The organism is Pseudomonadota bacterium (genome assembly GCA_013285445.1).
GTDB lineage: Bacteria > Pseudomonadota > Gammaproteobacteria > Xanthomonadales > Wenzhouxiangellaceae > Wenzhouxiangella.
Genome location: CP053448.1, coordinates 3,271,259 through 3,297,579 on the forward strand (window position 1 = coordinate 3,271,259; position 26,321 = coordinate 3,297,579).

General features: G+C 63.5%; 18 protein-coding genes, 1 tRNA gene and 1 pseudogene. 6 read left to right on the plus strand and 14 right to left on the minus strand.

What is annotated here, in order from left to right; genetic code table 11:
• Window positions 1-175: 175 nt before the first annotated feature.
• Window positions 176-3,154, minus strand: coding sequence for a protein kinase (locus HND55_14530; protein ID QKK03774.1), 2,979 nt, complete (start codon window positions 3,152-3,154; stop codon window positions 176-178).
• 148 nt (window positions 3,155-3,302) lie between these two features.
• On the opposite strand from HND55_14530, the gene HND55_14535 reads away from it, so the two are divergent.
• The 5 genes from HND55_14535 to HND55_14555 all read left to right on the plus strand — a co-directional run bounded on the left by HND55_14535 (window position 3,303) and on the right by HND55_14555 (window position 9,573).
• Window positions 3,303-4,967: a sigma 54-interacting transcriptional regulator gene (locus tag HND55_14535; GenBank protein QKK03775.1), complete on the plus strand. Its 1,665-nt coding sequence runs from the start codon at window positions 3,303-3,305 to the stop codon at window positions 4,965-4,967.
• Between the two features lie 198 nt (window positions 4,968-5,165).
• Window positions 5,166-7,070 (plus strand): hypothetical protein, encoded by a 1,905-nt coding sequence (locus HND55_14540; GenBank protein QKK03776.1) that lies wholly within the window; start codon window positions 5,166-5,168, stop codon window positions 7,068-7,070.
• Between the two features lie 159 nt (window positions 7,071-7,229).
• Window positions 7,230-8,840 carry a tetrathionate reductase family octaheme c-type cytochrome gene (locus HND55_14545; GenBank protein ID QKK04130.1) on the plus strand — a complete coding sequence of 537 codons (1,611 nt, stop codon included), beginning with the start codon at window positions 7,230-7,232 and terminating at the stop codon, window positions 8,838-8,840.
• Entirely contained in the window at window positions 8,837-9,430 is a 594-nt protein-coding gene (locus HND55_14550) for a cytochrome B (GenBank protein ID QKK03777.1), read from the plus strand. The genes HND55_14545 and HND55_14550 overlap by 4 nt, the downstream gene beginning before the upstream one ends.
• Window positions 9,431-9,496: 66 nt before the next feature.
• Window positions 9,497-9,573, plus strand: a tRNA-Met gene (locus HND55_14555).
• Window positions 9,574-9,588: 15 nt separating this feature from the next.
• Here HND55_14555 and HND55_14560 read toward each other — a convergent pair.
• The 3 genes and pseudogenes from HND55_14560 to HND55_14570 all read right to left on the minus strand — a co-directional run bounded on the left by HND55_14560 (window position 9,589) and on the right by HND55_14570 (window position 13,724).
• Window positions 9,589-12,717 carry a type I restriction endonuclease subunit R gene (locus tag HND55_14560; protein QKK03778.1) on the minus strand — a complete coding sequence of 1,043 codons (3,129 nt, stop codon included), beginning with the start codon at window positions 12,715-12,717 and terminating at the stop codon, window positions 9,589-9,591.
• A 17-nt stretch (window positions 12,718-12,734) separates the two neighbouring features.
• A pseudogene (locus tag HND55_14565) lies at window positions 12,735-13,161 on the minus strand (hypothetical protein).
• Entirely contained in the window at window positions 13,158-13,724 is a 567-nt protein-coding gene (locus tag HND55_14570) for a transcriptional regulator (protein ID QKK03779.1), read from the minus strand. The pseudogene HND55_14565 and the gene HND55_14570 overlap by 4 nt, the downstream one beginning before the upstream one ends.
• Before the next feature lie 267 nt (window positions 13,725-13,991).
• Between HND55_14570 and HND55_14575 the strand changes: the two genes are divergently transcribed.
• Window positions 13,992-14,444 (plus strand): helix-turn-helix domain-containing protein, encoded by a 453-nt coding sequence (locus HND55_14575; protein ID QKK03780.1) that lies wholly within the window; start codon window positions 13,992-13,994, stop codon window positions 14,442-14,444.
• 61 nt (window positions 14,445-14,505) lie between these two features.
• Here the strand turns inward: HND55_14575 and HND55_14580 are convergent, their stop codons facing one another.
• The 10 genes from HND55_14580 to HND55_14625 form a co-directional block, all read right to left on the minus strand.
• Window positions 14,506-14,802, minus strand: a complete 297-nt coding sequence (locus tag HND55_14580; protein ID QKK03781.1) for a HigA family addiction module antidote protein — start codon at window positions 14,800-14,802, stop codon at window positions 14,506-14,508.
• An 18-nt stretch (window positions 14,803-14,820) separates the two neighbouring features.
• Window positions 14,821-15,102, minus strand: a complete 282-nt coding sequence (locus HND55_14585) for a type II toxin-antitoxin system RelE/ParE family toxin (protein ID QKK03782.1) — start codon at window positions 15,100-15,102, stop codon at window positions 14,821-14,823.
• 93 nt (window positions 15,103-15,195) lie between these two features.
• Window positions 15,196-15,999 (minus strand): GIY-YIG nuclease family protein, encoded by an 804-nt coding sequence (locus tag HND55_14590; protein QKK04131.1) that lies wholly within the window; start codon window positions 15,997-15,999, stop codon window positions 15,196-15,198.
• A 97-nt stretch (window positions 16,000-16,096) separates the two neighbouring features.
• Window positions 16,097-16,930, minus strand: coding sequence for a DUF3037 domain-containing protein (locus tag HND55_14595; GenBank protein QKK03783.1), 834 nt, complete (start codon window positions 16,928-16,930; stop codon window positions 16,097-16,099).
• Complete coding sequence (locus HND55_14600; protein QKK04132.1) at window positions 16,927-17,685, minus strand: hypothetical protein; 759 nt, start codon at window positions 17,683-17,685, stop codon at window positions 16,927-16,929. Before HND55_14600 ends, HND55_14595 begins: the two co-directional genes overlap by 4 nt.
• A complete protein-coding gene (locus HND55_14605) occupies window positions 17,654-18,976 on the minus strand; it encodes a restriction endonuclease subunit S (protein ID QKK03784.1) in 1,323 nt (440 codons plus the stop codon). Before HND55_14605 ends, HND55_14600 begins: the two co-directional genes overlap by 32 nt.
• A complete protein-coding gene (locus HND55_14610) occupies window positions 18,969-20,534 on the minus strand; it encodes a type I restriction-modification system subunit M (GenBank protein ID QKK04133.1) in 1,566 nt (521 codons plus the stop codon). The genes HND55_14605 and HND55_14610 overlap by 8 nt, the downstream gene beginning before the upstream one ends.
• A gap of 344 nt (window positions 20,535-20,878) precedes the next feature.
• On the minus strand, window positions 20,879-21,910 hold the full coding sequence (locus HND55_14615) for an efflux RND transporter periplasmic adaptor subunit (GenBank protein QKK03785.1): 1,032 nt from the start codon (window positions 21,908-21,910) through the stop codon (window positions 20,879-20,881).
• A 5-nt stretch (window positions 21,911-21,915) separates the two neighbouring features.
• Complete coding sequence (locus HND55_14620; GenBank protein ID QKK03786.1) at window positions 21,916-24,987, minus strand: efflux RND transporter permease subunit; 3,072 nt, start codon at window positions 24,985-24,987, stop codon at window positions 21,916-21,918.
• A 103-nt stretch (window positions 24,988-25,090) separates the two neighbouring features.
• Window positions 25,091-26,311: a multifunctional CCA addition/repair protein gene (locus tag HND55_14625; protein ID QKK04134.1), complete on the minus strand. Its 1,221-nt coding sequence runs from the start codon at window positions 26,309-26,311 to the stop codon at window positions 25,091-25,093.
• Window positions 26,312-26,321 lie beyond the last annotated feature (10 nt).

Sequence of the window (26,321 nt, forward strand, 5' to 3'; positions counted from 1 at the left end):
ACTGCCGGAATCACATCTGTAGCAGGTCTGCTACATGGGCGTTTCCAGAATCGAGACACACTGACCCGGACAGATCAGGCCTGAACAAGCGCCAAAACATCGCACCAGCCAGTGGACCACAACACGCTGTCGCTTGACAGCGCCTTGCCTTACCCCACCTTATTCACCACCCGCTCTACTGCGGCGCCGCCAGACCGCGTGATGCCTGGGCTGCCAATTCCCGCCTGAGCAGCGGGATCGAGTCATGGTCAGGTGCCAGCGCCATCATGTGCTCGAGTGCACGCCGCATTGCGACCATCGCCGCGCTTCTGGCCGCCTGGTCGGTCGCGCTACCGGCCGCCACCATGCCGGCGGCTTGCGAGTATTCCAGCCACGCATCGAAAACGCTCGCATTCGCGCCGAGCCCGCGGGAAAAGGCATCCATGGCCTGTTGCGCGCTGACAGTCGGCGACTGGCCGACTGCCTCAAGATAGCGTGCTTCGATCAGATCGAGGGCACCCCGGTTGAACCAGGCCAGCGAATAGTCGGCGTGAATCTGGAGCGCGGCCTCCACCGCCAGGCGGCCCTGCGCGATCCAGTGCGACGGATCACGCGATCGAGCCGCCAGATGCTCAGCCATGATCCGGGCGACGTTGGCACGGTTGTTGTGGGGCTTGTGGTAGGCGGGATTGATCTGGCTGACCTGCTCATAGGCTGCAATGGCCTGCTCGAAGCGGTCGGCAGCCTGGTCGGTCAGACCCTGATCGAGAAGCTGGCGGCCCAGGTCGGAATGGATATTGCCCAGCGTATTGACAATGACCGGATGGTCCGGACTCAGTCGCAGCGCTGCCTGGGCCTGGGCAAGCGCCTCGATCAGCCACTGTTCTGCCTGCCCGGCCGCCAAGCCGGGCTGGCTGGCCTGGGACTTGATGGCATAGGCCAGGTTATGGCGCGAGTAGGCATGATCAGGGTCCATCTCGACCGCCCTGCGCAAGGTATCGACCGCCTGGCTCAAGGCCACCGCAGGATCCTGCCCCGCCATTTTGAGCGTCGCGGCCTGCTGGCGGCTGCAGGTTCCGGCCTGGCGCCAGACGGTGGCATCCGCCGGGCGTAGCGCCATGGCGCGCCGATAAAGCTCGAGCGCCTCGCCGATCATCCCGACCGCCACCCGGGCATCACGGCGCATGGCATATCCCAGATCGCACATGACCTGGGCACTTTGGGCCACAACGCGCCAGTTTTCCGGGTCAAGCGCCAGGCCGCGGCGGGCGGCTGCCACGGCCTGGTCGGCCAACTCCCCAGGCGGTGTCTGATTGCCAGCCAGTGCTTGCCACTGTGCCGATAACGCGCCGGCCAGCATCAGGTGATGCCCGGCCACTTCAGGGTCCAGGGCCACCATTCGATGGCACAGTGACATATCGGGATCGATGGCATCACTGGCGCGTGTACCGAGTTGCCTCATCGAGATCTGGGCCTGGCGTGCCGCAACGCAGCCGCGCGCCAGCACCTGGGGGGCGCTGGGGGCGATCTCGACCGCTCGCTCGATGGTGGCCATCACCTGGCGCATCTGTTCTGCGGCCTGATCGTAGGCTGCGGAGGACAGGGCGGCAAGATGCTCACCGAGCAGGATATCGGCCTCGAGCAGAACCGCCTCGTAAAACCAGGGTTGATGCACGCGGCTTTGCCGCGCCAGCTCCACCGCGCGCTCGGGCTGCCCGCTCAGCCAGGCGACCAGCGCATCGCGAAACACGGCATGGTCCGGGTTCGTCTCGGTCCCGGCCAGCAGGCTTAGCGCGGGCTGGCGCAGCTCTACATCCAGTGCGCGCTGTTTTTGCGCGCGCTCGTCGTCGTCGCGAATCGAGCCGAGCCCGTGCAGTGCATCGCGATAGACCAGCGCCAGGCTGTAGCCGGCCCAGAAACGGGAGCCGGGCATTCGCTGCCAGACCGGCTCCTGAACAAGATAGGTCTGTGCCAGCTCAGGCCTGTCCAGCATCAGCCAGGACCGCCCCAGCACGTAATCCCTCTGGGCTCGACCGATTTCATCATCGCCATCCGAAAACTGGGCCAGCAAAACATCAATACGCTCACGCAATGCCTGCTTGTGCCATGTGATGTCGGCTTGCGGCGTCATGAACGCAGCGCGCAGGCGCCACTCCATGTCCTTGAGTGCCTCGCCGGTGCGCTGCGCCTGCGCGGCACGCAATTCCAGGCGGCGTTGCTCATAGCCGGCCCAGCCGGCCATGGTCAGCGCAATCAACAGGGCCACACCGGCCAGGGCGCTGACCACCGGATTGCGCCGAACGGTTCGGCCGAGTTGCCAGACCAGCCCGGTGGCCCGGGCCTTGACCGACTCACCGGCCAGCCAGCGCTCGAGGTCATGTCCCAGCGCGGCGGCCGAGGCGTAGCGGCGCTCGGGCGCACGCTCGAGACACTGCATGCAGATGCGCTCGAGCGCCTTGGGCACCTGTCGATCTCGATTGCGTGGTGGTGGAACATCGTCATTGAGCAATCGGGCCAGCATGTCGCTGCGATCGGTGCCGGCCAACGGCGGCACTCCGGCAAGCAGGTGGTAGAGAATGCAGCCGAGCGAATAGATATCGGCACGACGATCGACATCGGCGCGGCGGCCAAGGGCCTGCTCCGGGGCCATGTAGCCCAGCGTCCCAAGCATCTCACCCGGGGCGGTCAGCGTCTCTTCGTCGAGTGCCAGGACCAGGCCGAAATCGACCACGTAAGGGTGGTAGCCACCGGCTTCGGTCTGGCTGACCAGGATGTTGGCCGGCTTGAGGTCACGGTGCACGAGACCGATGGCGTGAGCGGCCTGAACCGCATCGGCGCAATCGGCCAGGATGCGCACGCCGGCCTCCAGGCCCAGATCGCCGATCAGTTCGTCAAACGGCCGGCCGTCAATATAGGCCATGGCGATATAGGCCCGGCCTTCTTCTTCGCCCACCCCAAAGATCCTGGCCACGTTGGGATGCTCGACCCGGGCCTGGGCAGCCGCCTCGGCACGCAGACGACGCACCCAGTCCGGGTCGTTCGAGCGCAGGTACTTGAGCGCAACAAAGCGCTCCTGCTCCACGTCCCAGGCGCGATAAACCCGTCCCATGGCGCCATGACCAATGGGCATGGCGGTCTGGTAACGTGCCGACGGCGGCCGGTTTTCGGTATCCATCTCCTAGGCAGGTGGCGAACAGTGTCCCTCGTGGCCACCTACTATAGCTGGAATGAAGGTAACCGACTGCCTGCCTGGCCTCCACAGGGCCAGATGACATCCGAAAGCTGCAACACGAATCCGGGTCCGCGCGGGGTAATATTGGCCCATGACCTACCGACTGGCGGGTGAACATGACGGGCAGGTGATTCGCCTGCTGATTGCCTGCGGCGAGTCCGTGCTCGGCTCGGCCGGCGACTGCGCCCTGATACTGTCGCTGCCGACGGTATCCCGCAGGCACGCCCGGCTGACTTTTGCCGATGGCCGGCTGACGGTCGAAGACCTGGACTCGAGCAACGGCTCGCGCGTCAACGGCCAGCGGCTGGAGGCGGCCACTGCCGTCAAGGCCGGCGACTGTCTGCAGTTCGGCGATGTCGTGCTGAACGTCGAGAGCGTGGCCGAAGGCGATGATCAGCTCGGCGCCCGGCTCGACCCGGGCGAAACCCGGGCGGCTGCCGCCGAAGCCGGTCTGACCCTGGCGCCCATGGCGCTCGACCGGCTGGCGCTCGACCATCTGCCGCAGCTGCTGACTGAAATCGGGGCCGGTCTGGATCTGCCCGAGCTGGCCCGGCAAACGGGTGAAAAGCTGTGGCGCGCGCTGCCGCTACAGTGGCTGAGGATTACCGCCAGTGGGGCGGGCGATCCGGTGCTATTCGTCAATGGCCAACCGCAGGAGGGGCAGACGATCAGTCGCCAGCTGGGTCGTGTGGGCGTCGAGCTGGCTTTCGAACAGGCCGGCCTGCCGGCGCGCGCCGAGCGGGTCTTCGACCTGATTGCCGCCCTGCTGGCGCTGGCCCGCGATACCGGCCACACCGCTGACCGGGCACCCAAAACGCCGCCCGGACTGCCCGATCCGGCGCCGCTGGATGCCGAAATGCAGCGTATCTACCGGCGCGCGGCGCGGGCGGCCGGCTCGGGCATTAGCGTGCTGATCCGCGGTGAGTCGGGCACCGGCAAGGAACTGATGGCACGCTATCTGCACCGCCTGTCGGATCCGGATGCACCCTTTGTCGCCATCAACTGCGCGGCCTTGCCGACCGACCTGCTCGAGAGCGAACTGTTCGGCATCGAGCGCGGCGTGGCCACAGGCGTGGAGGAACGCCCGGGCTGCTTCGAGCAGGCCCACGGCGGCATCTTGTTTCTCGACGAGATCGGCGACATGGCGGCCGAAACTCAGGCCAGGATCCTGCGTGTGCTGCAGGAAGGCGAAGTGCTCAGGGTTGGCGGGTCGAAGCCGCGTCCGGCCCGGCCGCGGATCATATCGGCGACCAATCGCAACATCGAGCAGATGGTCGAGCGCGGATTGTTCCGTATTGATCTGCTGCACCGCATTGCCGGCTGGGAGCTGACCCTGCCGCCGCTGCGCGAGCGGCACGGCGACATCGCCAATCTTGCCCTGTATTTCCTGGGCCAGTACTGTCGCGAACGCAATATCCGGGTACGCGGCATCTCGCAGCGGGCGCTGGCCTGCCTGCTGCGCTATCACTGGCCGGGCAATGTGCGCGAACTGCAGCAGGAAATGCATCGGGTTGCGGTTTTTCTCGGTGACGGCGACATGCTCGCCAGCGAGGACCTGCGCGCGGCCATTCGCAACACCGATCACGCCGAAACCGGCACCACCCTGGAAGCCCGCATGGCCGTGGCCGAGCGCACGATCATCCGCCAGACCATGGCCGAAACCGAAGGCAACATGAGCCGCGCCGCCGAACAGCTTGGCATCGCCCGCTCGACGCTCTACCGGCGCATGGCGCAGCTGGGCCTGGAAAGCGACTGACCCGACCGACGGGCCAGGCAACGCCCGGAATGTCCGACATCGGCACCACAACTGTCCCGTCATTGCAACACTGCGCGCCCGACTGATACCCGGTCGCCGCCGAAACGAATGCAACGGCCGAAGGTGCGGGTCACGGCGCAGATTGGCATACAAGTTGCTTTAGTCCTTGCATCGTCAACTTGCGAGAGAGCTGCGGCAATGGCCACTTACCGTCTGGAACTGGATGAGCGCGGAGAACCCCTCCTGATCGAGGAATCCAACTGCATCAGCCCGACACCCGCCAACCAGTGGATCGAGCGCTGCCTGGCCAGCATCCCGACGGGGGCATCGACCATGAAACCTGCACTGCTGCTGGCCGGGATCATGTTTTCCCAGGCCGCCCTGGCCCAGGTCAGCGTTGGCTGGGATGCCGACTGCGACTACAACGTCAACACCGACCCGGCTGCGCTGCAGACCGCGATCGATGCCGGCCACACCGAAATACGACTGAGCCACGCCCAGGACTATCCCGGCGCAATCGAAATCACGCAGGATCTGGCCCTGCGCGGCGGCTACGCCGACTGCAGCGCCGCCAACAATGATCAACAGACCAACATCCTCTCGACCATCGATGCCGGCGGTCTGGGCCTGACCGCGGTCAAGGTCTCCGGGATTGAGCAGGCCAACCTGCTGCTGGAATACCTGACCATCACCGGCGGCGATGGCAGTGCCGACACCTATCCATACTCCGGCGGTCTGATGTTGAAAAGCGTGACCGGCTCGGTCAACCTGCATCACCTGGACCTGCGCGACAACACGGGCGGCCAGGGCGGTGGCGGCCTGGGGGTCTATGGCGGTTCCGATATCGAGGACGACCAGCTTGCCGTCGTCATCACCGAAACCGTCATCCGCAACAACAGTGCTGACAGCGGCGGGGGCGTGTTCTGCTTGCGCTTTCACTCTTCTTTCGATATTCATCTCGAGCTCAGCGCGGGCACGGTCATCCAGAACAACCACGCCAATTCCCAGGGCGGTGCCCTGCAAACCAACAGCTGCCGAATCGACCATCTCGCCGGCGTGGCCACCCACAGCCTCAACACCGACATCGACAGGGAAATCCACAACAACACCAGCAACATCAGCGGCGCCGGACTCACGGTATTCGGCAGCGGCCAGGTCAATCTGAACGGCACGCCAACGCAGCCGTTCGACCTGACCGGCAACACCGGCAATCTCGACCCCGGCAGTTCCGGACAGGGCGGTGCTGCACACGTCTCCGATGGCGGCGTGCTGGTGCTGACCAATGCCCGGGTCGGCTTCAATTCCAGCGGAAGCTACGGCGGCGCGCTGTATGCCGGCTTCGGCGGCCACATCACGATGCGACCCGGTCCCGACGGCTGCGACTACGATCGCTATTGCTCGCAGCTGATCGGCAACACGCTCTCCGGCACAGCCGGCGGCGGCGCGGCCGTGGCCGCCCGCTATGGCGGGCTCATCGATATCCGCAACAGCCTGATCTGGATGAACAACAGCGATTCGAGGGGCTATGTCGGCCATGCCGAGCAGGCTTTCAGCGAACAAGCCGCCAGGCTGCTGTTCGAGGGCAACGTCATTGTCGAGAACGGCAATAACGCCGGCTATTCCAATTACTCGGGCTTTGAACTGAAGGGCGGGTCCGAGCTGACCCTGGCCTACAACACCCTGCACATGAACACATCGAACAGCACCATGCTCAACCAGCTCCCTGGCAGCAGCCTGCTGGCCGTCGGCAACATCATCCAGGAGTTCAGCAACCTCCATCAGCTCGGCGGCGCAGCCACCACGACCATCGATTGCAACCTGGTGCCCAGCGCCAGCTCCATCGAGGCGCCGGTCACTGACCTGATCGAAGGCACGGTCTCCTGGCTGGACTCAGGCAGCCGCGACTACCGGCTAAGCGCTGACGACACGATTGCCATGGATGTTTGCAGCGACGCTCTGTATTCGCCCGGTGCGGATCTGGGCGAGCAGGCGCGCGGCCAGGACAATCCCGACGTCACCGATCTCAACGGCTCGTATGACCTGGGCGCCCATGAATTCGACCCGGTAAGTGCCGACGGGATCTTCGCCGATGCTTTTGAATAGGTCGCGGACGGCCCCGCGTAATTGCACGAAAGCTGATATATATCAAACGGGCAAGATCGGCTGATGCTCATCATGCAAGCTCGATAGAAAGGGCCGAGTCCATGCACCGGCCCGGGAGGAGGTGCTCCGATGAGATTTCAGCAGCGCCCCGGCCGCCGAATGCGCAAGCTGGTGCTGACCGCGCTGACCGGCTGCGGGCTGATGACCGGTCTGCCGCTTCTGGCCTCGACCGCCGATCACTCCCGATTTGCTGAGCTCAAGGGCCCCTTTCAGAGCGGACCGGAGGTCACCGAGGCCTGCCTGGGCTGCCATACCGAGGCGGCCGAGCAGGTCATGGCCACCCGGCACTGGACCTGGGACTACGACAACCCCGCCACCGGCCAGCACCTGGGCAAGATGACGATGCTCAACAGTTTCTGCATCGCCACCCGTTCCAACGAGGCCTTCTGCACCGCCTGCCATACCGGCTACGGCTGGGAAGACGAACACTTCGATTTCAGCGCCGAGCGCAAGGTCGACTGCCTGGTCTGCCACCACGATGCCGAATACGCCAAGCTGCCCGGCCTGGCCGGTCATCCGGCGTACGAACGCATGGAACACCCGCCCGGCAGCGGCCAGATGGTCGAGCCGGTCGACCTGCCGAGAGTGGCTCAGTCGGTCGGCCCGACCGACCGCAAGAACTGCGGCAGCTGCCACTTCTACGGCGGCGGCGGCGACGGCGTCAAGCACGGCGACCTCGACTCCTCGCTGGTCTCGCCCGAGCGCGAACTCGACGTGCACATGGCCGTCGACGGCCTCGACTTCGCCTGTGCGACCTGCCACCAGACCGAAAGCCACCGGGTCTCCGGCAGCCGCGTGGCGCCGACCGCGGCCGACCCGCACCGCGCGGTCCTGCGCGGCGAGCCGACCGAGCGCAACCCCGCCACCTGCCAGGCCTGCCACGGCGACAAGCCGCATCACGAGGCGGTTCCGGCCGGGCTGATGGGCCCGGTTGGCGAGGGCGCGCGCTTGAACGCCCATACCGACGCGCTGGCCTGTCAGAGCTGCCACATTCCACGCTTCGCGCGCGGCGGCGTGCCCACCAAGATGGTCTGGGACTGGTCGAGCGCCGGCACGCTGGATGACAACGGGCAACCCTTCGTCATCCGCGACGACGACGGCCATGCCGTTTTCGACAGCAAGAAGGGCAACTTCGAGCTCGCCGAAAACGTGATTCCGGACTACGTCTGGTTCGACGGCCGGGTCGTCTACACCCTGGCCACGGACAGGATCGACCCGAGCGGCGTCGTCCCCGTCAACCGCTTCCTGGGCCAGCCGCGCGACCCCGACGCCCGCATCTGGCCGGTCAAGCGCTTCCGCGGCCGCCAGCCCTACGACACCGAGCACGAAATCCTGCTGGTGCCGCATACCGCCATCCCCGACGACACCGCGCTGTGGCACAACTTCGACTGGGACGCGGCGCTGGCCGAAGGCGCCCGGGCCGCCGGACAGCCGTTCAGCGGCCAGTATGATTTCGTCGACACCGAAATGCTGTGGCCGATCACGCACATGGTCGCGCCCGAACACGACGCCGTCGCCTGCGGCCAGTGCCACGCGCGCCAGGGCCGTTTCGACGCCGTCGAGGGCATCTACCTGCCGGGTCGCGACCGGCTCGTCTGGCTCGACCGCGCCGGTTTCGGGCTAGCGGCGCTGGCCCTGGTGGGCGTCATCGGACACGGCTCCCTGCGTGTCGCGCTGTGGCGTCGGCGCCGTCGGAAGGAAGCAGCATGAGCAACGAACGAATTTACGTCTTCAAGCGCTTCGAGCGCTTCTGGCACTGGACCCAGGCGGTGCTGATCATCACCATGCTGGCCACCGGCTTCGAAATACACGGCAGCTACCGGCTGCTCGGCTTCGAGGCCGCGGTCAACCTGCATGTCGCCGCCGCCTGGGCACTGATCGCGCTGTGGGTCTTCGCCATCTTCTGGCACTTCACCACCGGCGAATGGCGCCAGTACATTCCGACCCTGAAAAACCTCGATGCGATGTTCTGCTACTACGTGCGCGGCATCTTCACCGGCGAGCCGCATCCGTTTCGCCCGACCCGGCTGAAAAAGCACAACCCGCTGCAGCGGCTGGCCTACCTGCTGCTCAAGGTCGTCATCAACCCCCTGGTGTGGATCAGCGGCCTGGCCCTGCTCTACTACTCGGCCTGGCGCGAGGCCGCCAGCGCCGCGACGATCTCGGCCGTGGCCTACACCCACACGGCCGCCGCCTTCATGATGCTCATCTTCCTGATCGCCCACGTCTACCTGGCCACCACCGGCCACACGCCCACGGCCCATATCCGGGCCATGATCACGGGCTGGGAGAAGCGATGAGCACGGCGGGCGCCAGGCGCGCTTGACTTTCCCCTGACGCCATTCGAGAATACCCGGCTTGCCAGTGGCTACGTAGCTCAGCCGGTTAGAGCACAGCACTCATAATGCTGGGGTCGGTGGTTCGAGTCCACCCGTAGCCACCATTCGTCCCTTCCGGCCTAAGCCCATTGATCAGCCAGGCGTTCGGCCTGTTTGAGCACGTATTCCACGGCCTCTTCCTGCCCTTCCGGGGGATACTTGTAGCGCCGCAACAGTACCTTGACCTTGCGCATGATCCTTGCCCGGGCGCTCTTGCGCCGGGTCCAGTCGATCGTGACGCTATCGCGGATCTGTTTGGTCAGCTCGACGGCCAGTTCCCTCAGGGCCTCATCAGCCATGCCCTTGCGGATTTCGTCCTCATTCCACAGCAGGGCGCCGTAGAAGGCGAATTCCTCGTCGGTCATGCCCTTCGGCGGGCCGTCCTCACGCATCTGGCGGGCGATTTCGATCAGTTCCTCGATGACCTGTGCGGTTTCGATCGAGCGGTTTCGGTACCTGGTCAGCGCGTTGTCGAGCAGTTCGCTGTACTTCTTCTCCTGCTGGATGTGCGTCTTGCCGCGCAGGCGAATCTTGTCTTCGAGCAGGCGCTCGAGCAGTTCGGCGGCCAGGTTGCGCTGGGGCATTTTGCGCACGTCCTCCAGAAACTCGTCGGAGAGAATACTGATATCGGGCCGATCGATGCCGGCCAGCTTCTGCACATCCACGACTTCCCCGGCAACCACGGCCTCGCTGAGCAGCTGCCGGAGCGCGAGCTCGCGGTCTTCGCGGCTCTGGCTGGCTTTCGCGCCCGTATGCTTGACCAGCAGCGCTCTGACGCCCAGCAGAAAACCGATCTCCTCGGCCAGCTCGGCGACGCGATCGTCGGCGCCGGCCATGGCCTGTGCCTTGGCCAGCACGGTCGCGTGGGTCACGAAGTCCTTGATGGCGGCATTGTGCTTGAGGTCGTCGCGCTCGGCGCCCTGGCGCTGGCCCAGTTCACAAATATGCTCCATCGCTTCTCGCATACGCGGCAGCGGCTCGTCGCGGAAACCCGAGTAGTCGATGCCGTGCAGCATCTTGCGCAGAATCTCGAGCTTCTCGGTGACCAGCAGCACCGCCTGCTCGACGTCGATGACTGGCTGGCCCTTGCCGGCCGAGCGCGTGTACTCGCCGATGGCGTTCTTGAGTTCCGGCGCGATGCCGATGTAGTCGACCACCAGGCCCGAAGGCTTGTCGCGGAACACGCGATTGACCCGGGCGATGGCCTGCATCAGGTTGGCGCCTTTCATGGGCTTGTCGATGTAGAGCGTGTGCAGCGGTGGCGCGTCGAAGCCGGTCAGCCACATATCGCGCACCAGAACCAGCTTGAGTTCGTCGTCGGGGTCGCGCAGGCGCTTGCCGATCTGATCTTTCTGCGGCTTGCTGGTGTGATGGGCGCGCAGCTCGGGCGGATCGGAAGCGCTGGCCGTCATGATCACCTTGACCACCCCGTGACCGGGATCCTCGCTGTGCCACTCGGGACGGCGCTCGGTGATCTTGTCGTACAGGGCCACGCAGGCGTGCCGGCTCATGCAGACGGCCATGGCCTTGCCCTCGAGAGCGCGGAGACGCAGGTCGAAGTGCGCGAGCAGGTCGTCGGCCAGGCGATCGAGGCGCTGCTCCGTCGTCGCCAGCGCCTCAAGCTGCGCCCATTTCGAGCGCTCCCGATTGGCGCGCTCGAGCTCCAGGCCTTCAGTGGCCTCGTCGACCTCCTCATCGAGCTCCTTCGGATCGAACTCGCCCTCCAGCGGGATCATGCGCGATTCGTAGTAGATCGGGACGGTCGCGCCGTCGGTCTGGGCATCCTCGATGTCGTAGATCGAGACCTCGTCGCCGAATACCGCCCGGGTGTCGCGCTCCTCGGTGCTGATCGGCGTGCCGGTCAAGCCAAGCATGGTGGCATTGGGGAGCGCATCGCGCAGGTACTTGGCGTAGCCCCACACGACCTTTCCACGGGCATCACCCTTGCTCTCCACAAACCGGGCCTTCAGGCCGTACTGCGAACGATGCGCCTCGTCGGATATCACCACGACGTTGTGCCGCTCGGTCAGCGCCGGGTAATCGCCGCCGCGCTCGTCCGGGCTGAACTTCTGGATGGTGGTGAAAACGACCCCGCCCGAGGCGCGCTGATCCAGCAGGCGCTTGAGATCCTCGCGTGACTCAGCCTGCTCCGGCACCTCGCCCAGCAGGTCGGAGGCCTGACCGAAGGTCCGGAACAGTTGTCCATCCAGATCGTTGCGGTCGGTGACCACCACAATCGTCGGATTCTTCATCTGCGGGTGCTCCATCAGGATGCCCGCGTAGAAGGTCGCCGACAGCGACTTGCCCGATCCCTGCGTGTGCCAGAACACCCCGCCCTTCTTGTCGCCCGCCGGCTGCGCGGCCTCGAGCGTCCGGGCTACCGCCGCACGCACACCGTGGAACTGGTGGTACTGGGCAATGATCTTGGCCGTCTGCCCGTCGCCCTGGAACAGCACGAAATCCCGGAAATACTCGATCAGGTAGTCCTGGCGGCACAGGCCGCGAATCAGAATCTCCAGCGGCGGCATGCCCTTCGGCCGGTCGTGCTCGTTCTCGATCAAGCGCCAGTTGAGAAACCACTCGCGCGGCGCGGTCAGCGAACCCAGGCGGGCCTCGTTCCCGTCGGCAATCACGCAGGCCAGGTTCGTCTCGAACAGCTGCGCAATCTCTTCCTTGTAGGTCTGAATCTGCCGCCAGGCCGCCTCCACCGTGGCGTTGACGTCGACCGGGTTCTTGAGTTCGAAGACCAGCAGCGGAATGCCGTTGACGAACAGCACGATATCCGGCCGCCTGGGCTGCTTGCTGCCGCGCAGGGTGAACTGGTTGACGGCGTGGAAGCGATTGGCGCGGAAATCGTGCACGTCGATCAGGCGAACAAACTCGGTGCGCTCCTCGCCGCCGTCCCGAACCGTGACCTTCAGACCGTCCCGCAGCCACTTGTAGACTTTGCGATTGCGCGAGACCAGATCGATCGCATCCGCCTGCTTCAGTACTGCGATTGCCTCGTCGATCGCCTGCCGGGGAAGATCGGGATTCAGCCGGGCGACCTGCTCGATCAGCACCGCATCCAGGTATGGCCCGTCCCAGCTTTCGCGCAGCGGCGTATCGGTGTCCGGCGCAATATCCGGTCCGTGCAAAACCTCGTAGCCGAGCTCGGCCAGCGTAGCCAGCGCGTGCTGCTCATAGGTGTCTTCAGTAACAATCGGCATTCAGTGCCCTCAACCCTCTAATCGGACGGCGGCCTGAGTTCCTCGATCCGCTCACGGACTTGTTCTGCGACCCGGATGGTCGCCTCCACGAGCTTCAGGTCGACTTCCAGGCTCCCCCTCATATTCTGACTGATTTCGTTTCCGGTGCGCCCCATCGAGAACTCGCCATTGGGCCGCGCTCAGATCGACGGTGTACTGCAGGCACTGGAATACGAGATAACGGTTTTCGGATCGGAATCCATGCCAACGTAACGCAGCAAGCGTCAGGGCATGTGCCGCGTTGTAAGCCAGGTCAAACCGGCTGTCCAGGCTCAAGTCCTCTCGCCGGGCATCAGCCAGCCGAGCCAGGCCCGACGCCACCAAGCCTTCAAATTCCTGCCGAGAGGGAGCCTGCGGCTTAAGTCTTCCAATCTTCACCAGATTTTCCAGCTTCTCCCGACTCAATCCAGCGCCCCCAGCAGGATTTCATGCTCACCCTGGAGCACATCGGCCAGGAATGGGCTGTTACCCTCTCGCCGTTGGTCGTATTCTTCGGACGTATACAGGGTCGGATTGACGGCGCGCCCGAGTGCACACTCAGCGCCCGACAAGGCCTCGAACACATCTTCCAGCAGGAGATCATCGGCGACGATCAGAACGTCGATATCGCTATCGGCCCGATCCATGCCTTGCGCCACCGATCCGTACAACACTGCCGCCCGCATCTGACCCTTCAAGGGCAAAAGCGCCTCTCTGATGACCTCTGCAGGGCCAAGCACCTTGCGGGCGATACCGCAAAGCTCCTCATAAATTGGCGATTCTTGATTGGCGCGATACAAGCGACCCCGGCTTCTGCCTTGCTGGCGAACCAACCCGGCACCCACCAGTCGGCCGATTTCGCGCTGAACCGCCCCGCGGCCCGCCTGCGCCATCTCGATCAACTCGCTCAGGGTATAGCCGCGGTCGGGCTGCCCGAACAGCAGGCCGAGCAGGGTCTGGCGCGTACCGGAAAACAACGCATCGGCCATACTGACGCCGCCGGCGTCCGAAGTTTTCGAGAGGTCGCTTGCTGGATTAGTACCCATATTGGGTAATTAGATACCCGAATTGGGTATTTGTCAAACCCACTACGCGAAGCGAAACGGCTAAACATATTGCATTCACGGGGCGAAACCTATATAAAATATAGTGCATGGGCAAACCGGCACCCATCCCGCTCATCAAACCCGATGATGCCGTCGCGCAGTTGCGTGAGATTGCAAGGTCCGCTACGGAGCGGCTTTTCTTTTCTGATCATGTTTCACTACAAAAGCTGCGGACTCGACAATGTATACCTGCTCAATGGTTACCAGGAGCGCGTGATCGATGGCGTGAAGGCGGTATCCATCCACGACCAGGACGGGCTTCACCGCACCATTGCTCAACAGTTGATCGAGAAACCGGCCCCCCTGACGGGCGATGAGTTCCGTTTTCTCCGCATGGAGCTTGATCTGTCACAAAAGGCGCTAGCCGACTTGCTCGACGTTCAGGATCAGACCGTTGCCAAATGGGAGAAAGGTCAGACGAAGAAGGTCAGGGGCATGGCTGATGTCCTCATGCGCGCTCTGGCGCGCGAGCGACTTCTCAATCAGCACGGACTAATCTACGAATTCCTCTGCGAAATGTCGCGACTGGATAACCGCATTGACGACCAGCGAATCGAACTGCGAGAAACCGACGACGGGTGGCAGCCGACGCGTGCTGCTTGAGTCAGGAGGACTTCAACCACCATAGATTTCATTCAGCCGCGATGGTGGATAGACCACCGGATCAAGCGGCGATGTTCGGAATTCGCCCCAGGTCTTCGCTATGATCAAGGCGCGCCTGTTCGAGATCGTAATCGGCCTGCAAGCCAAGCCAGAAATGCTCCGAGGTTCCGAATGCGCGCGCAAGCCGCATGGCCGTATCGGCGGTGATCCGGCGCTTGCCAAGGACAATCTCGTTGATTCGACGAGGCGGCACCTCGATGACTCGCGCCAGGCGATTCTGACTGATCCCCATGGGCTCGAGAAACTCCTCCAGCAGAATTTCTCCGGGATGAATATTGGGCAATCGACTTGTATTCATGAATAAATCTCGCCTCTTCTAATGGTAATCCACGATCTCGACATTCTGGGCCGCGTTCTCACGCCATTGAAAACAGATCCGCCACTGGGCATTGATTCGAATGCTGTGCCAGCCGGCACGATCGCCCTTGAGCGCTTCCAGGCGGTTCCCCGGCGGCACGCGCAGATCATTCAGATCGCGGGCGTTGTTCAGCATGCGAAGTTTCCGGCGGGCCGACGACTGGATGTCGGCGGGCAACCGGCGCGACCGCTGACCTTCCCAGATCACTCGGGTTTCACGATCTGCGAAGCTGCGGATCATGCAAGAACTATAACGCGACTCGTTATATGACGCAAGACGTTATGGAGAGTTTTCCGAGTTCGACGCAGGCTGACCGCCTGTGAATGCACGACTTCAACCCCCAACCGCCGCTTCCTGAATGGCGCGCAAGGTCCGGCCCTTCTCGTCGGCCCACTCGGTCCGGCCGTTGGCGGCGCGGCCCAGCACGACCGACGCGGCTGCGCTGGGTGACTTGAAGCTGTAGTCCTGGGCGAAACGCAGTGCCGGACCTTGTTCCAGCAAAACACCCGATTCGATCAACTCGGCGCGCAGATCGAAATAGCCGCCGACGCGATGTTCCATCGACGGCGCGGTTTCCGCCATGGCCTGCGAGCCTTCGATCACGACAAAGCCCTCGCTGCTTTCGTAGCCTTCGGCCTGGATCCCCTTGCCGCTGCAGAACAGGCGGTGCCGCTTGCGCCGGGTCGGTCGCTTTGGCCGCTCGAAGGCCGAGATGCCGATCAGCGGCATGATCTGCAGCATGTTGCCCAGAAACACGTCCATATCGGCCAGATCGGCCTCATGCAGCGTCGGCAGGGTTGGCTGCGTCCGGTTCTCGAGCCGAACCCGCTTGGCCTCGTGGGCCAGGGTGATCAGACGCGATTCCAGGTATTGAACCTGCGCCTTGTTCAGGCCGGTTCCGGTGGTCACGAAAAATGCCGCGCGCGTCCAGAAATCCTTGTTGGCGAAATGGTTTTCCAGGCGGGGCAAGACCGGATCGCCTTCCCCGACGTAGATCGCGTCCCCTTCCCCTTCGTCGCGCGGGCCAAGCAACACATACACACCGGTCTGCCGGAACTCCGGGCGAGACTTGATCTCCGGCAGCAGCGACCGCGGGAACACCAGCGCCTTGCCGATCCAGTTGGAGCGCTCGACCATGCGCAACCCGTCCGGATCGCCGTCGGGCACGAAGATGCGGATCGAGAATGCCTGGCTAGTCACCACAGCTCCATCAGCCGGCTAACAGGAAACCCGATCAGCCGGCACGAGCGAATTCAAGAAGTTTCTCGCGTTCGTCGGCCAAAATGACCGCCGCGTTCGTGCCGGCAAGCATCTCCTGGGCTTCCGCAAAGGCGCTGAAGCGGCTCCGATCCTTCCGGGCAGGCCCCCTGGTTGCAAACAGCAATCGCTCTGGCAGTCTTTCCAGATGCCGCAAGCGGTGAACGCGGAATTCCCACTTCGCCGCTTTTTCGAGGATGAGCTTCGGCTGCTCCTGGGTAAAATCCAGAGGCTTGATGGCCTTGAGATGATGATCGCCTTCGCTTTGCACAAACGGAAACTGAACGGAAAAATCTTCCGGGCCGAGCTTTCGGGCATGAAATCGATCCGCAAGACTTGCCGACTGCAGCATGCTGCGCAGCCGCTGCTCCAGTTGCTGCTCGCGCTGCTGCTGGCTGGAGAAATTACGTTTTACGTAGTACTGAAACAGCCGGTCGACCTCGTGCATAAAGTCCTTTGAAAGCACGGCTCGAACATTGCTGAACTGGACCAGGTTGCCGCGTTTGCGCGTGAGCTCATTGAAGAGAGTTTGACCAAGTTGCCGGCGCTGCTGCGCGGGCACATTAGCATCGTGAACCAGATCCCGGACCCGCGCCAGTTCTTGATCAAACTCCCTCAGGGCGGCTCGGTAAAGCGGCGCATCGAGTTCATGAAAGAACTGCGTCACCCGACGAGTCTTTTTGAGCTCCAGCCGAAAATCAAAGTACGCTACGTCCGGCGCCATCAGCACGACACCAACATTCGCAAACTCTCCGGTCTCCACAAAAGGCAGAAACCGGATGACGGCGTATTGGCAGGCGATTCGTTTCATGGCCAGTTCCAGAAGTCTTCGTTCTCGCAGGTTCTCAGTAAGGTATGGATTTGTTCAAGATTGACGTTAGCCGGATCCATTTGCTCTTCATCCAGGAAGAGCCACTCCTCCGGGATACCGGCTACGATGGTGTCCCAATCGGCCAGACACCTCTCCATTTTGCCTCCATATTGATCGGGAAGAAACAGATCCGTTCGGATTTCTGAGGCAGCGCCTGTAAATGCATGATATTCAAAGAATTCCTTTTCATAGAATTCCTCATCAAAAATCTGATTATGATCGAGCACAACAATTTCCTGTCCTCCCGCCGCCCAGAACAGATTAGGATTACCGCCCTTGCTCGTCAGCGTCCGATCCATATTTCTGACCCACCAGTCGAAGACCAGGACGTCGCGCCGGATGGTCTCGGGAATGCGTGGCACGGTCGATGGCTTGAGCTCGATGAGCCCAGGTTCGCTTTGTGAACCGAATGCTGGACCCGCCCCCAGTTCACGAAGCTCGACGCCGGATTCAAGCATCATCAACTCGCTTGGCACCTCGACAACCGTGAATTCAGGTACTGGAAGCCCGAATCGACGAGCCAGGCATCCACCGATCCACTCACAGACCTGGCTGCGACGGCCGGCACCAATGCCTTTCACGTAATAAGTCTGGCCGTCATCCCCGCGACAGACGAAGGGCTTGGTCATGCCTTGTTGCGAGCGATCAAGTACTTCGATGATTTCAACCACAACTCGATTCCCGTCCGGAACTATTGTCGGGCACGCGGACCTCGCCGCTGATCAGTTTGGGGAGGAGGCGGTCGCGGAGTTTGGTCAGCGTTCTGGTCTCCAGCTCAAGCTGACTAAGCTTTTCAACGAATTCATCGAATAATGGCGCTGCGGCTGCAAGCAAGGCGTCTGGTTTGCGAATTACGGGGACCGAGGTAAGTTGCTTCTTGCTCAAGCTCTTGAACAGTGCGCCTTCACCGCTCAGTCCTTCAATGTGACTCGCGATCTCCTTTACCCAGCACCAGGACACCCCGACCGAGCCGAGACGGTGCCGGATGGCACACACTCCACGCCCGATTGCACAGTCTTCAAAGGCCAGGTTGATGGCGCCCACTGGAGCGCGCACGCTAAAGAGCACATCCATGGCATTGGCGAGCCGAGTTGGCTGCGTACAATAAACTCGGTTGGAAGGAAAGAAATCACCAAAATCAGCTTTACCCTGAAAGAATGGCTGGCCTTCGCCGGTTTTGTTGTATGTAGAACCGGGCGGGCTTTGACCCATTGTGAAATCGAATTCCTCCGAGAAACCGACAACATCCCACCCCGCCGGAATCGGGCCGAGGGGGGAGTCGACGAGGCGGTCGGGGAAGAGGTCGGCGATTTCGGGGGGTGTGTGGGAGGGCTGGCGGCCGGCCATTTTGGCGCGGACGGGGTCGAAGTCCACGAACCAGCTCTTGAACAGGCGCTGGGCCAGTTCCTCCAGGGTGCAGGCGGTTTGGCGGTTGAGTTCGATCTTCTCATCAAGCATCCCCAGAAGCTCGCCGATTCTTCGCTGCTCAGGCAATGGTGGCAGATATACCGGGATATCGCTCAACAACTTCGTATTGAGCGAAGGCATGGTGGCGCCAACAGCTATAGAACGAATGTAGTCCCGAACTCCCGGGTGCCCTAGAAAGTAAGATAGATATCTTGAGCAAACGAGCTCTGGATTTGGGCGAATTCGGAGGCAACGGCCAGAGAAGAGCCAACCGTCTTCTGAGTGCCGAACCAGGGATCTGCGGTCTACTGAGCCAACTCTGCTGAATACGATATCCCCAGCTCGAAGCTTGTACTTCGAAAGACGTTCAACGTCCTGCTCCGAGACCCGGGGAAGATTTTGGTGCGTAAAAAAATTCTCGCCAAGATGCTCGACCGTGACAATCGGAGTCCCTACATCCACGTAATCTTCTTTATGGAGCTGGCTGCCAAAAGGCCCAGTCTGAACTCTTGAAATTTGCCCGATTCGTTGAGCATTAAATCCTTCTGGAATCTGGCCCCATAGTTTCAAGTTACTCACGATGCCGCTCCAGGTGTCTCAGCCTCCTGGAAATCTGATCTTGCATGTGGCTAGCACTCTCGAAAAGTTGCTCAACCTCTTGCATCAGTCTGGGAAATGCTTTCTCAAACGGCTCCGCATCCGGATCTTCGTCCAGCGAAGCGCCGACATACCGCCCCGGCGTCAGTGCGTAGCCGTGCTCGGCGATCGTCTCAAGCGTGGCGGATCTGCAGAATCCTTCCACATCTTCATAATCACCGTCCGCCCAGGGACTGCCGCGCCAGTTGTGGTAGGTGCCCGCAATCTTCTCGAGCTCTTCCTCGGTGAAAGCGATCTGGGTGCGGGAGAGCTGCTGGCCGCCCATCTTGCGGCAGTCGATGAACAGCACCTTGCCCGTAACGTCGCCAGTGAATTCGCCATCCTGGCCACTATGCGGGGCCTTGTTGCGGGCCAGGAACCACAGGCAGGCGGGGATCTGGGTGTTGGTAAACAGTTGGCCCGGCAGGGCAACCATGCATTCGACCCGATCGTCGTCGACCAGGGCCTTGCGGATATCGCTCTCGCCGCCGGTGGTGGAGGTCATCGAGCCGTTGGCCAGCACCGTGCCCATGCGACCGTTGGCGTTGAGCTTGGAGAGCATGTGCTGCAGCCAGGCGTAGTTGGCGTTATTGGCTGGCGGCAGGCCGTACTGCCAGCGCGGGTCGTCGGCCAGCACGTCGGCGCCCCAGGCCTTCACGTTGAACGGCGGATTGGTGAGGATGTAGTCAACCTTGAGGTGCGGGTGCTGGTCGTTGCGGAAGGTGTCGGCGGCCTTGCCGAAGCTGTAATCGATGCCGCGGATGGCCAGGTTCATGCAGGCCAGGCGCCAGGTGGCCGGGTTGGATTCCTGGCCGTAGACCGAGAGATTGTCGATCTGGCCCTCGTGGGCGCCGACGAACTTCTCCGAGTAGACGAACATCCCGCCCGAGCCCATGCAGGGGTCGTAGATGCGGCCTTTCCAGGGCGCCAGGATTTCGACCATCAGGCGCACGACCGAGCGCGGGGTGTAGAACTGGCCGGCTTTCTGGCCTTCTTTCAGGGCGAATTGGCCGAGGAAATACTCATAGACCTCCCCAAAGACGTCCTGGGCGTGGTGCTCGTCGGCGTCGAAGCTCAGCCCGGAGAAGATGTCGATGAGCTTGCCGAAGACGTGCGGCTCGACCTCGAGCTTGGCGAAGTCCTTGTAGAGCACGCCCTTGAGCGAGTCGTTCTCGCGCTCGATGGCGCGCATGGCCTCATCGAGCAATTTGGCGATCTGGGGCGACTTGGCGTTGTCGCGAATCTGCTGCCAGCGCGCCTCGTGCGGCACCCAGAAGACGTTGGCCTCGTCGTAGGCGTCACGATCCTCGACGATGTACTCGGCCTGATCCTCGCCGACGAAATACTCGCTCTCGGGGTCGCGCGCCCAGCGGTCGAGGTTCCGGCGCCGCAGCTCGAAGCGGTCGGAAACGTACTTGAGAAAGATCAGCCCCAGTACCGGGTGCTTGTAGGTAGCGGCATCCAGGTGTATGCGCAGGTTGTCGGCTGCTTCCCACAGCATCCGGCGAATGTCGTCGTTCAAGGCGTTTGCTCCCCGGCATCAGACGATCTGATCATACTCGGCCTGACCCTCGCCTTGCTCTGGCTGTGCGAAACGCCATGACCAGACCGTTAATCAAAGCCGCACTGCCAGCGGCAGCCCGCCCATGCTAGCCCGCATTATTCATGAATTCACTCGCGCCCTTGCTTGAGCCTTGTCCGCACAGCGGATTTTCCTCCCTCGGAAATACAGCCTGGTATTCCGCTCGGTCGGATAATCCGCTGTGCGAACAATCCCCTGCGCAATCATCGCGGCGATTCATGAATAATGCGGGCTAGTGGGCCACGCGGTAAACAAGGCGTCGCTCAGCTGTCGAGTTCGCTGACCGCCTGACCGGGGCGCAGTCGTTCGTTACCGCGTGTGACCACGCGATCGCCCGGCTGGATCGACCCGAACACCTCGATCAGGTCGCCGTCACCGATACCGGTCGTGACCCGGATTCGCCGCGCGGTGTTGTCGGCGTCAACGACGAAGACCGCCGCACCGTCGCCACGCAGCACCAGGGCATCGCGGGGCACCGCCAGCACCTCGCGCACGTCCGCGGTCGGGATGGTCACGCGCACGGTCTGCCCGACCGGCAGCGACTCATCGAGGTCGAGACGCAGCTCGAAGACATGACGCGACTCGTCGCCGACGCTGACCAGCGCTCTGAGCACCGCGTGCAGCATCTGCTCGCCGGCGCTGACCGCCAGCTCGTCACCGGGACGCACGTAACGGTAAAAGGCCAGTGGCGCCCGCGCCACGACTTCCAGATCATTGGCGTCCACCAGGCGGAGCACGCCCTCGCCGATGCCCAGCCGCTCGCCGGCCCGGGCTATGCGCTCGACCACCACGCCGGGAAATGGCGCCCGCAGTTCAGTGCGTTGTACCTGGTCCTCGATCTGATCGATTCGCGCCTGAATCACCGCCTGGTCGCCGCGCGCGATATCACGCTCGGACCGGGTCTGGTCGATCTGACTGGCAGCGGCCAGGTTGGTCTCGGCCAGCCGCTCGAAGCGCACGAGCTCGGCGTCGAGAAAGCGCAGCCGGGCCTGCGCACGACGCATCTCGGCTTGCAGCTCGACCAGCCTCAACCGCAGGTTGGTGTCTTCGATGCGCGCCAGCACAGCACCGGCCTCGACCCGGGTACCGACGTCGGCGATCTCGATCAGACGACCCTCGACCTCGGCCGACAATACGGCGTCGGCGCGGGAGACGACGGTACCGGCCACCTGCATGGTCGGCGCCATCGTGATCAACCGCGCCTCGCCGATCGTGACCGGCGCGGACTGACCGAACTGGGCTGCTGCCGGCAAGGCAGCAAGCAGCAGGACAAGCAGGGGCATTCTGATCAGCATCGATATCATCCTTGTATCGGCAGCGGCGCGTGTGCGGCCGACGGCTGCCGTTGTTCGTTGGTTCGCAGCAGACTGGGCAGGAGCACCAGGGTAAACAGTGCACTGACCGCCATGCCGCCGACGATGACGGCAGCAAGGCCGCGATAGAGTTCGGTACCGGCTCCCGGCAGCAGCAGCAGCGGCAACATGCCGAACATGCTGGTCAGGGTGCTCATCAGGATCGGCCGCAGGCGCAAACGCACGGCGCTGTGCACCGCGTCGCGCCGGCCGAGGCCCTCACGCTCGCCGTCGCGGGCACGGTAGACGAGCAGGATGGCGTTGTTGACGACCAGGCCGAGCAGGATCACGAAACCGATCATGGTCAGCATGTCCATCGCCTGACCGGTCAGCCAGCCGGTGATGCGCAGCGCCAGGATACCGCCGACTGTCGCCATCGGTATGGTCATCAGCACCAGCAGCGAATCGCGAAACGAGCGGAACAGGGCCGAAATCAGCAGGTAGAGGATCACCACGGCCAGCACGAAGCTGCCGGCCAGATTGGTCAGCGTCTCGCCAAGCGCTTCAGCCGTGCCCTGGTAGGTCACCGTGCCGTCGGGCGGCAGTGCGGCCCGAATGGCGGGTTCGGCTTCCAAGCGCAGCTGCTCCAGAGCTGTTTCCATGGGCATGCCTGATGGCGGAGTGACCTGCAGTGACAGCGTTCGGCGCCGGTCGACGCGACGGATCTGGTTGGGCCCGGCGGTGCGCTCCAGTCGCACCACCTCGCCGAGCGTGGCAATGCGCCCCGAGGGCGTGGCCAGCGGCAGTGACATCAGCTCCTCCGGGGTCAGCCATTCCTCGGCGCGCAGGATCACGTCCAGGCGCCGGTCGCCGTCAAAGTAATCGCCCAGAAAGGCGCCGTTACCCAGCGCCCGGATCAGCGTCGCCACGTCACTGCGCGTCCAGCCCAGCTCGGCGATGCGCCGATCGTCCGGAATCAGACGCAGCTCCGGCTCGGCCAGCTCCAGGCCGGGCTGCGGGCGAATCGTGGCCTCCGGCATCAGTGCCTGGATGCGGGCAAAGCCGACCTGGCCCGCCTCGAGCAGATCCTCGAAGTTCGCCGCCTGCAGGTTGATCTCGATCTGACGGCTGCCGCGCCCGCCGAAGATCGGCGAGCGGCCGGCGCGACCGAAGGTGTCGGGATATCCGGTGAGGATCTCGGAGTTGACCACCTCAAGCAGGGCATCCACCTCGGCGTCATCGGCTGCACGCATGCCCAGAAAAGCGCCGGTTCCGAAGAAACCCAGAAAGGTGTTGGCAATGGCCGGTTCGCGTTCGCCCTCGAGATGGGGAATCAGCCGCTCGTTGATCGGGTCGATCAGTTCGCGCTCGGCCGTATCCGGCCCCATTCCCGATGGCGTCTGCAGAAAGCCGAAGATGAAGTTCCGCTGGCCCTCGGGCAGGTAATCGGCCGGAGGCAGAAGCAGCGCGCCGACAACCAGCGGCCCCAGCGTCAGGCCGGCGATCCAGGCCCGTCGCTGCTTCGGTGTGTCGGTCAGACGCATGATGAAATCGGTGGAGGCTTGCCACCAGTGCGCGTGGCGGTCATTCAGCGGGGCGTCGCCGAGCAGGCGGTAGCTGGCCGTCGGCAGGACAACGATGGCAACCAGCAACGAACAGATGATCGCGGCCGATATGACGACGGCCAGATCGGCAAACAGCTGGCCGGCCTCGTCCTGCAGAAAGATGACCGGCAGGAAGATGGCCACCGTGGTGGCGGTCGAGGCCAGCAGCGCACCCCAGACTTGCCCGGTGCCACGATCGGCCGCTTCGAGCGGGGCGCGCCCCTGCTCTCGCTGACGCACGATGTTTTCGAGCACGACAATCGCGGCATCGAGCACCATGCCGGTGGCAAAGGCCAGTCCGGCCATGGAAATCACGTTGAGGGTGCGCCCGACGCCATCGAGCACCAGAAAAGAGAAACACAGGCACAGCGGTATGGCCAGCGCGACCATCAGCGTGGCGCGCAGTCTGCGGAAAAACCACCACAGCACCAGTACCGCCAGACTCATGCCGAGCAGCAGATTGGTTGCCACCATGCTCACCGACTGCCGGATGTAGATGGTATCGTCGCTGACCTGCTCGATCTGCAGGCCCGCCGGCGTCAGGTGCGACTGCTGCAGCTCGCTGATCACCGCCTGAATGTCGGCCATGACGGTCAGCACATTGACCCCTGGCTCGGCGATCACGTTCATGGCGATCGAAGGTCCGCCGTTCTGGGTCATGACCCCGCTCGAGTCGCGCATGACGCGCTCGACACTGGCCACATCACTCAAGAAAACGGGACTGCCCTCGCGCCAGTCCAGCACCAGGTTTTGCAGATCCTCAATGGCGTACTGCCCGGCAAAACGCAGCGTGTACTGGCGCCGACCGACTTCCTGAAAACCACCGGACACATCGCTGTTCTGCCCCAGGCGCTGGCCAACGCGGGTCAGATCGACGTCGATCGCCGCCGCACGATAGGGATCGAAAGTGATGCGCACCTCGAACGGGCGACCGCCGCGCGGGTTGGCCGACGACACGCCGGGGATGCGCTCCAGGCGCTCCTTGACGACCTCGTCGACAAAGTCCTGGTATTCGATGATGTCGCGGTCATTGCCGGGCAATGGACGGATGGAGAACCAGGCGACGGTGTCGCCAAACTGGTCGGAACCGACCCGGACCGTCGGTTCGGTGACATCGGCAGGGTAGCGCGGCACCTGGTTGAGCCGGTTGATGACTTCGATCAGCGCCCGGTTGAGATCGGCACCGACGCCAAACTCCAGGTTGATCGATCCCCGACCCTGACTGGCGGTGGCCGTCATTCGCTCCAGACCGGGCACGTCGCGCAGCTGGTTTTCCTGGGGCTCGAGAATCTCCGACTCGACCTCGGCCGGTGCCGCTGCGCGCCAGCCGGTCGAAATCGAAATGCTGGGCCGGTCGATATTGGGCGTCATCTGCACCGGCAGACGGGATATGCTGAGCAGACCGAAAATGACCAGCAGGATGCAGCCGACAGCAACAGCAACCGGATTACTCAGTCCAAGTCGGGTCAGGGGCAAGTTGGGGTCTCCGCTCGTGACAGGGCAACGTCAAGCCGGGAATCATTTCACTCCCGCAGTGAATGAATTGACAACGCTACAGCGGTTTGGTGCCGCCCGAAAATCAGGAAGCGGGGCGCTCCAGGTCGGCCACGGCGCGCACCCGGGCCGCATGCAGCGCATCGGCAATCGCCGGGCCGGCAAGCCCCTGGTCGATCAGCTCACGCACGTTGACACACTGCGCGCGTTCATGCGCCCGACGCAGAAATTCCGCCTGCGGATAGGACAGGTGTTCCCGGCCCTTGCGGCCGCGCCGGTCGGCCTCGCAGGCGAGCAGAAACGGTTCCAGACGCTGCGGCCGCCGGAAGGCATCGAGCGCTTCGAGCAGCTGCACAACGCGTGCCGGGCGCAGCTTCAGTGCGCGATGCGCGATCAGATGATAGTGACCGACCAGACGGGCCAGATCACGGCAGTCGGTCGGCACCCGCAAGCGCTCACTGACCGCATCGATCGCCGCCAGTCCGGCCTCTTCGTGGCCGGGATGACGCGGCAGCAACGCCGGCGGCGTCAGCGCCTTGCCGAGATCGTGGAGCAGGGCTGCGTAGCGCGCCGCCAGCGGGGCAGCCAGGACCGCGGCCTGGTCGACGACCATCAGGGTATGCACACCCGCGTCGATCTCGGGATGATAGTCGGCCACCTGTGGCACGCCGAACAGTCGGTCGATCTCCGGCAGGATGTCGGCCAGGGCCCCGGTCTCTCGCAAGAGCTCGAAAAAACGCGACGGCCGCTCGCTCATGAGCGCAGCCGAAAGCTCCTGCCAGACACGCTCGGCAACCAGCTGCCGGGTTTCACCTTCGGCAACCATGCGGCGACACAGCGCAAGCGTTTCCGCGGCCACCGAGAAGGTCGGAAAGCGGGCGGCAAAGCGTGCCAGCCGCAGAACACGCACCGGATCCTCGCCGAAGGCCGGTGAGACATGGCGCAACCGCTTATCGGCCAGGTCGGCACGACCGCCCCAGGGATCAACCAGTTCGCCTTCAGGCGTGCGGGCCATGGCGTTGATGGTCAGGTCGCGGCGCCGCAGGTCATCTTCGAGGGTCACATCCGGGCCGGCGTGAAAGGTAAAACCGCGATAGCCCGGACCCACCTTGCGCTCGGTTCGGGCCAGGGCATACTCCTCGCCGGTTTCCGGGTGAACGAAGACCGGGAAGTCGCGGCCGACCGGCCGAAAACCGCGCTGGATCATGACATCGGGCGAAGCACCGACCACCACCCAGTCATGGTCGGCCGGCTCGCGGCCTAGCAGAGCATCACGCACCGCCCCGCCGACCTGGTAGATGGCCAGCCCGCGCAGC

Excerpts from the sequence above, each read along its gene's own strand:
- HND55_14530 (QKK03774.1), bottom strand. The coding sequence starts at position 3,154 with ATGGATACCGAAAACCGGCCGCCGTCGGCACGTTACCAGACCGCCATG.
- HND55_14535 (QKK03775.1), top strand. The coding sequence starts at position 3,303 with ATGACCTACCGACTGGCGGGTGAACATGACGGGCAGGTGATTCGCCTG.
- HND55_14540 (QKK03776.1), top strand. The coding sequence starts at position 5,166 with ATGGCCACTTACCGTCTGGAACTGGATGAGCGCGGAGAACCCCTCCTG.
- HND55_14545 (QKK04130.1), top strand. The coding sequence starts at position 7,230 with ATGCGCAAGCTGGTGCTGACCGCGCTGACCGGCTGCGGGCTGATGACC.
- HND55_14550 (QKK03777.1), top strand. The coding sequence starts at position 8,837 with ATGAGCAACGAACGAATTTACGTCTTCAAGCGCTTCGAGCGCTTCTGG.
- HND55_14560 (QKK03778.1), bottom strand. The coding sequence starts at position 12,717 with ATGCCGATTGTTACTGAAGACACCTATGAGCAGCACGCGCTGGCTACG.
- HND55_14570 (QKK03779.1), bottom strand. The coding sequence starts at position 13,724 with ATGGCCGATGCGTTGTTTTCCGGTACGCGCCAGACCCTGCTCGGCCTG.
- HND55_14575 (QKK03780.1), top strand. The coding sequence starts at position 13,992 with ATGTTTCACTACAAAAGCTGCGGACTCGACAATGTATACCTGCTCAAT.
- HND55_14580 (QKK03781.1), bottom strand. The coding sequence starts at position 14,802 with ATGAATACAAGTCGATTGCCCAATATTCATCCCGGAGAAATTCTGCTG.
- HND55_14585 (QKK03782.1), bottom strand. The coding sequence starts at position 15,102 with ATGATCCGCAGCTTCGCAGATCGTGAAACCCGAGTGATCTGGGAAGGT.
- HND55_14590 (QKK04131.1), bottom strand. The coding sequence starts at position 15,999 with ATGGTCGAGCGCTCCAACTGGATCGGCAAGGCGCTGGTGTTCCCGCGG.
- HND55_14595 (QKK03783.1), bottom strand. The coding sequence starts at position 16,930 with ATGAAACGAATCGCCTGCCAATACGCCGTCATCCGGTTTCTGCCTTTT.
- HND55_14610 (QKK04133.1), bottom strand. The coding sequence starts at position 20,534 with ATGCTGTGGGAAGCAGCCGACAACCTGCGCATACACCTGGATGCCGCT.
- HND55_14615 (QKK03785.1), bottom strand. The coding sequence starts at position 21,910 with ATGCTGATCAGAATGCCCCTGCTTGTCCTGCTGCTTGCTGCCTTGCCG.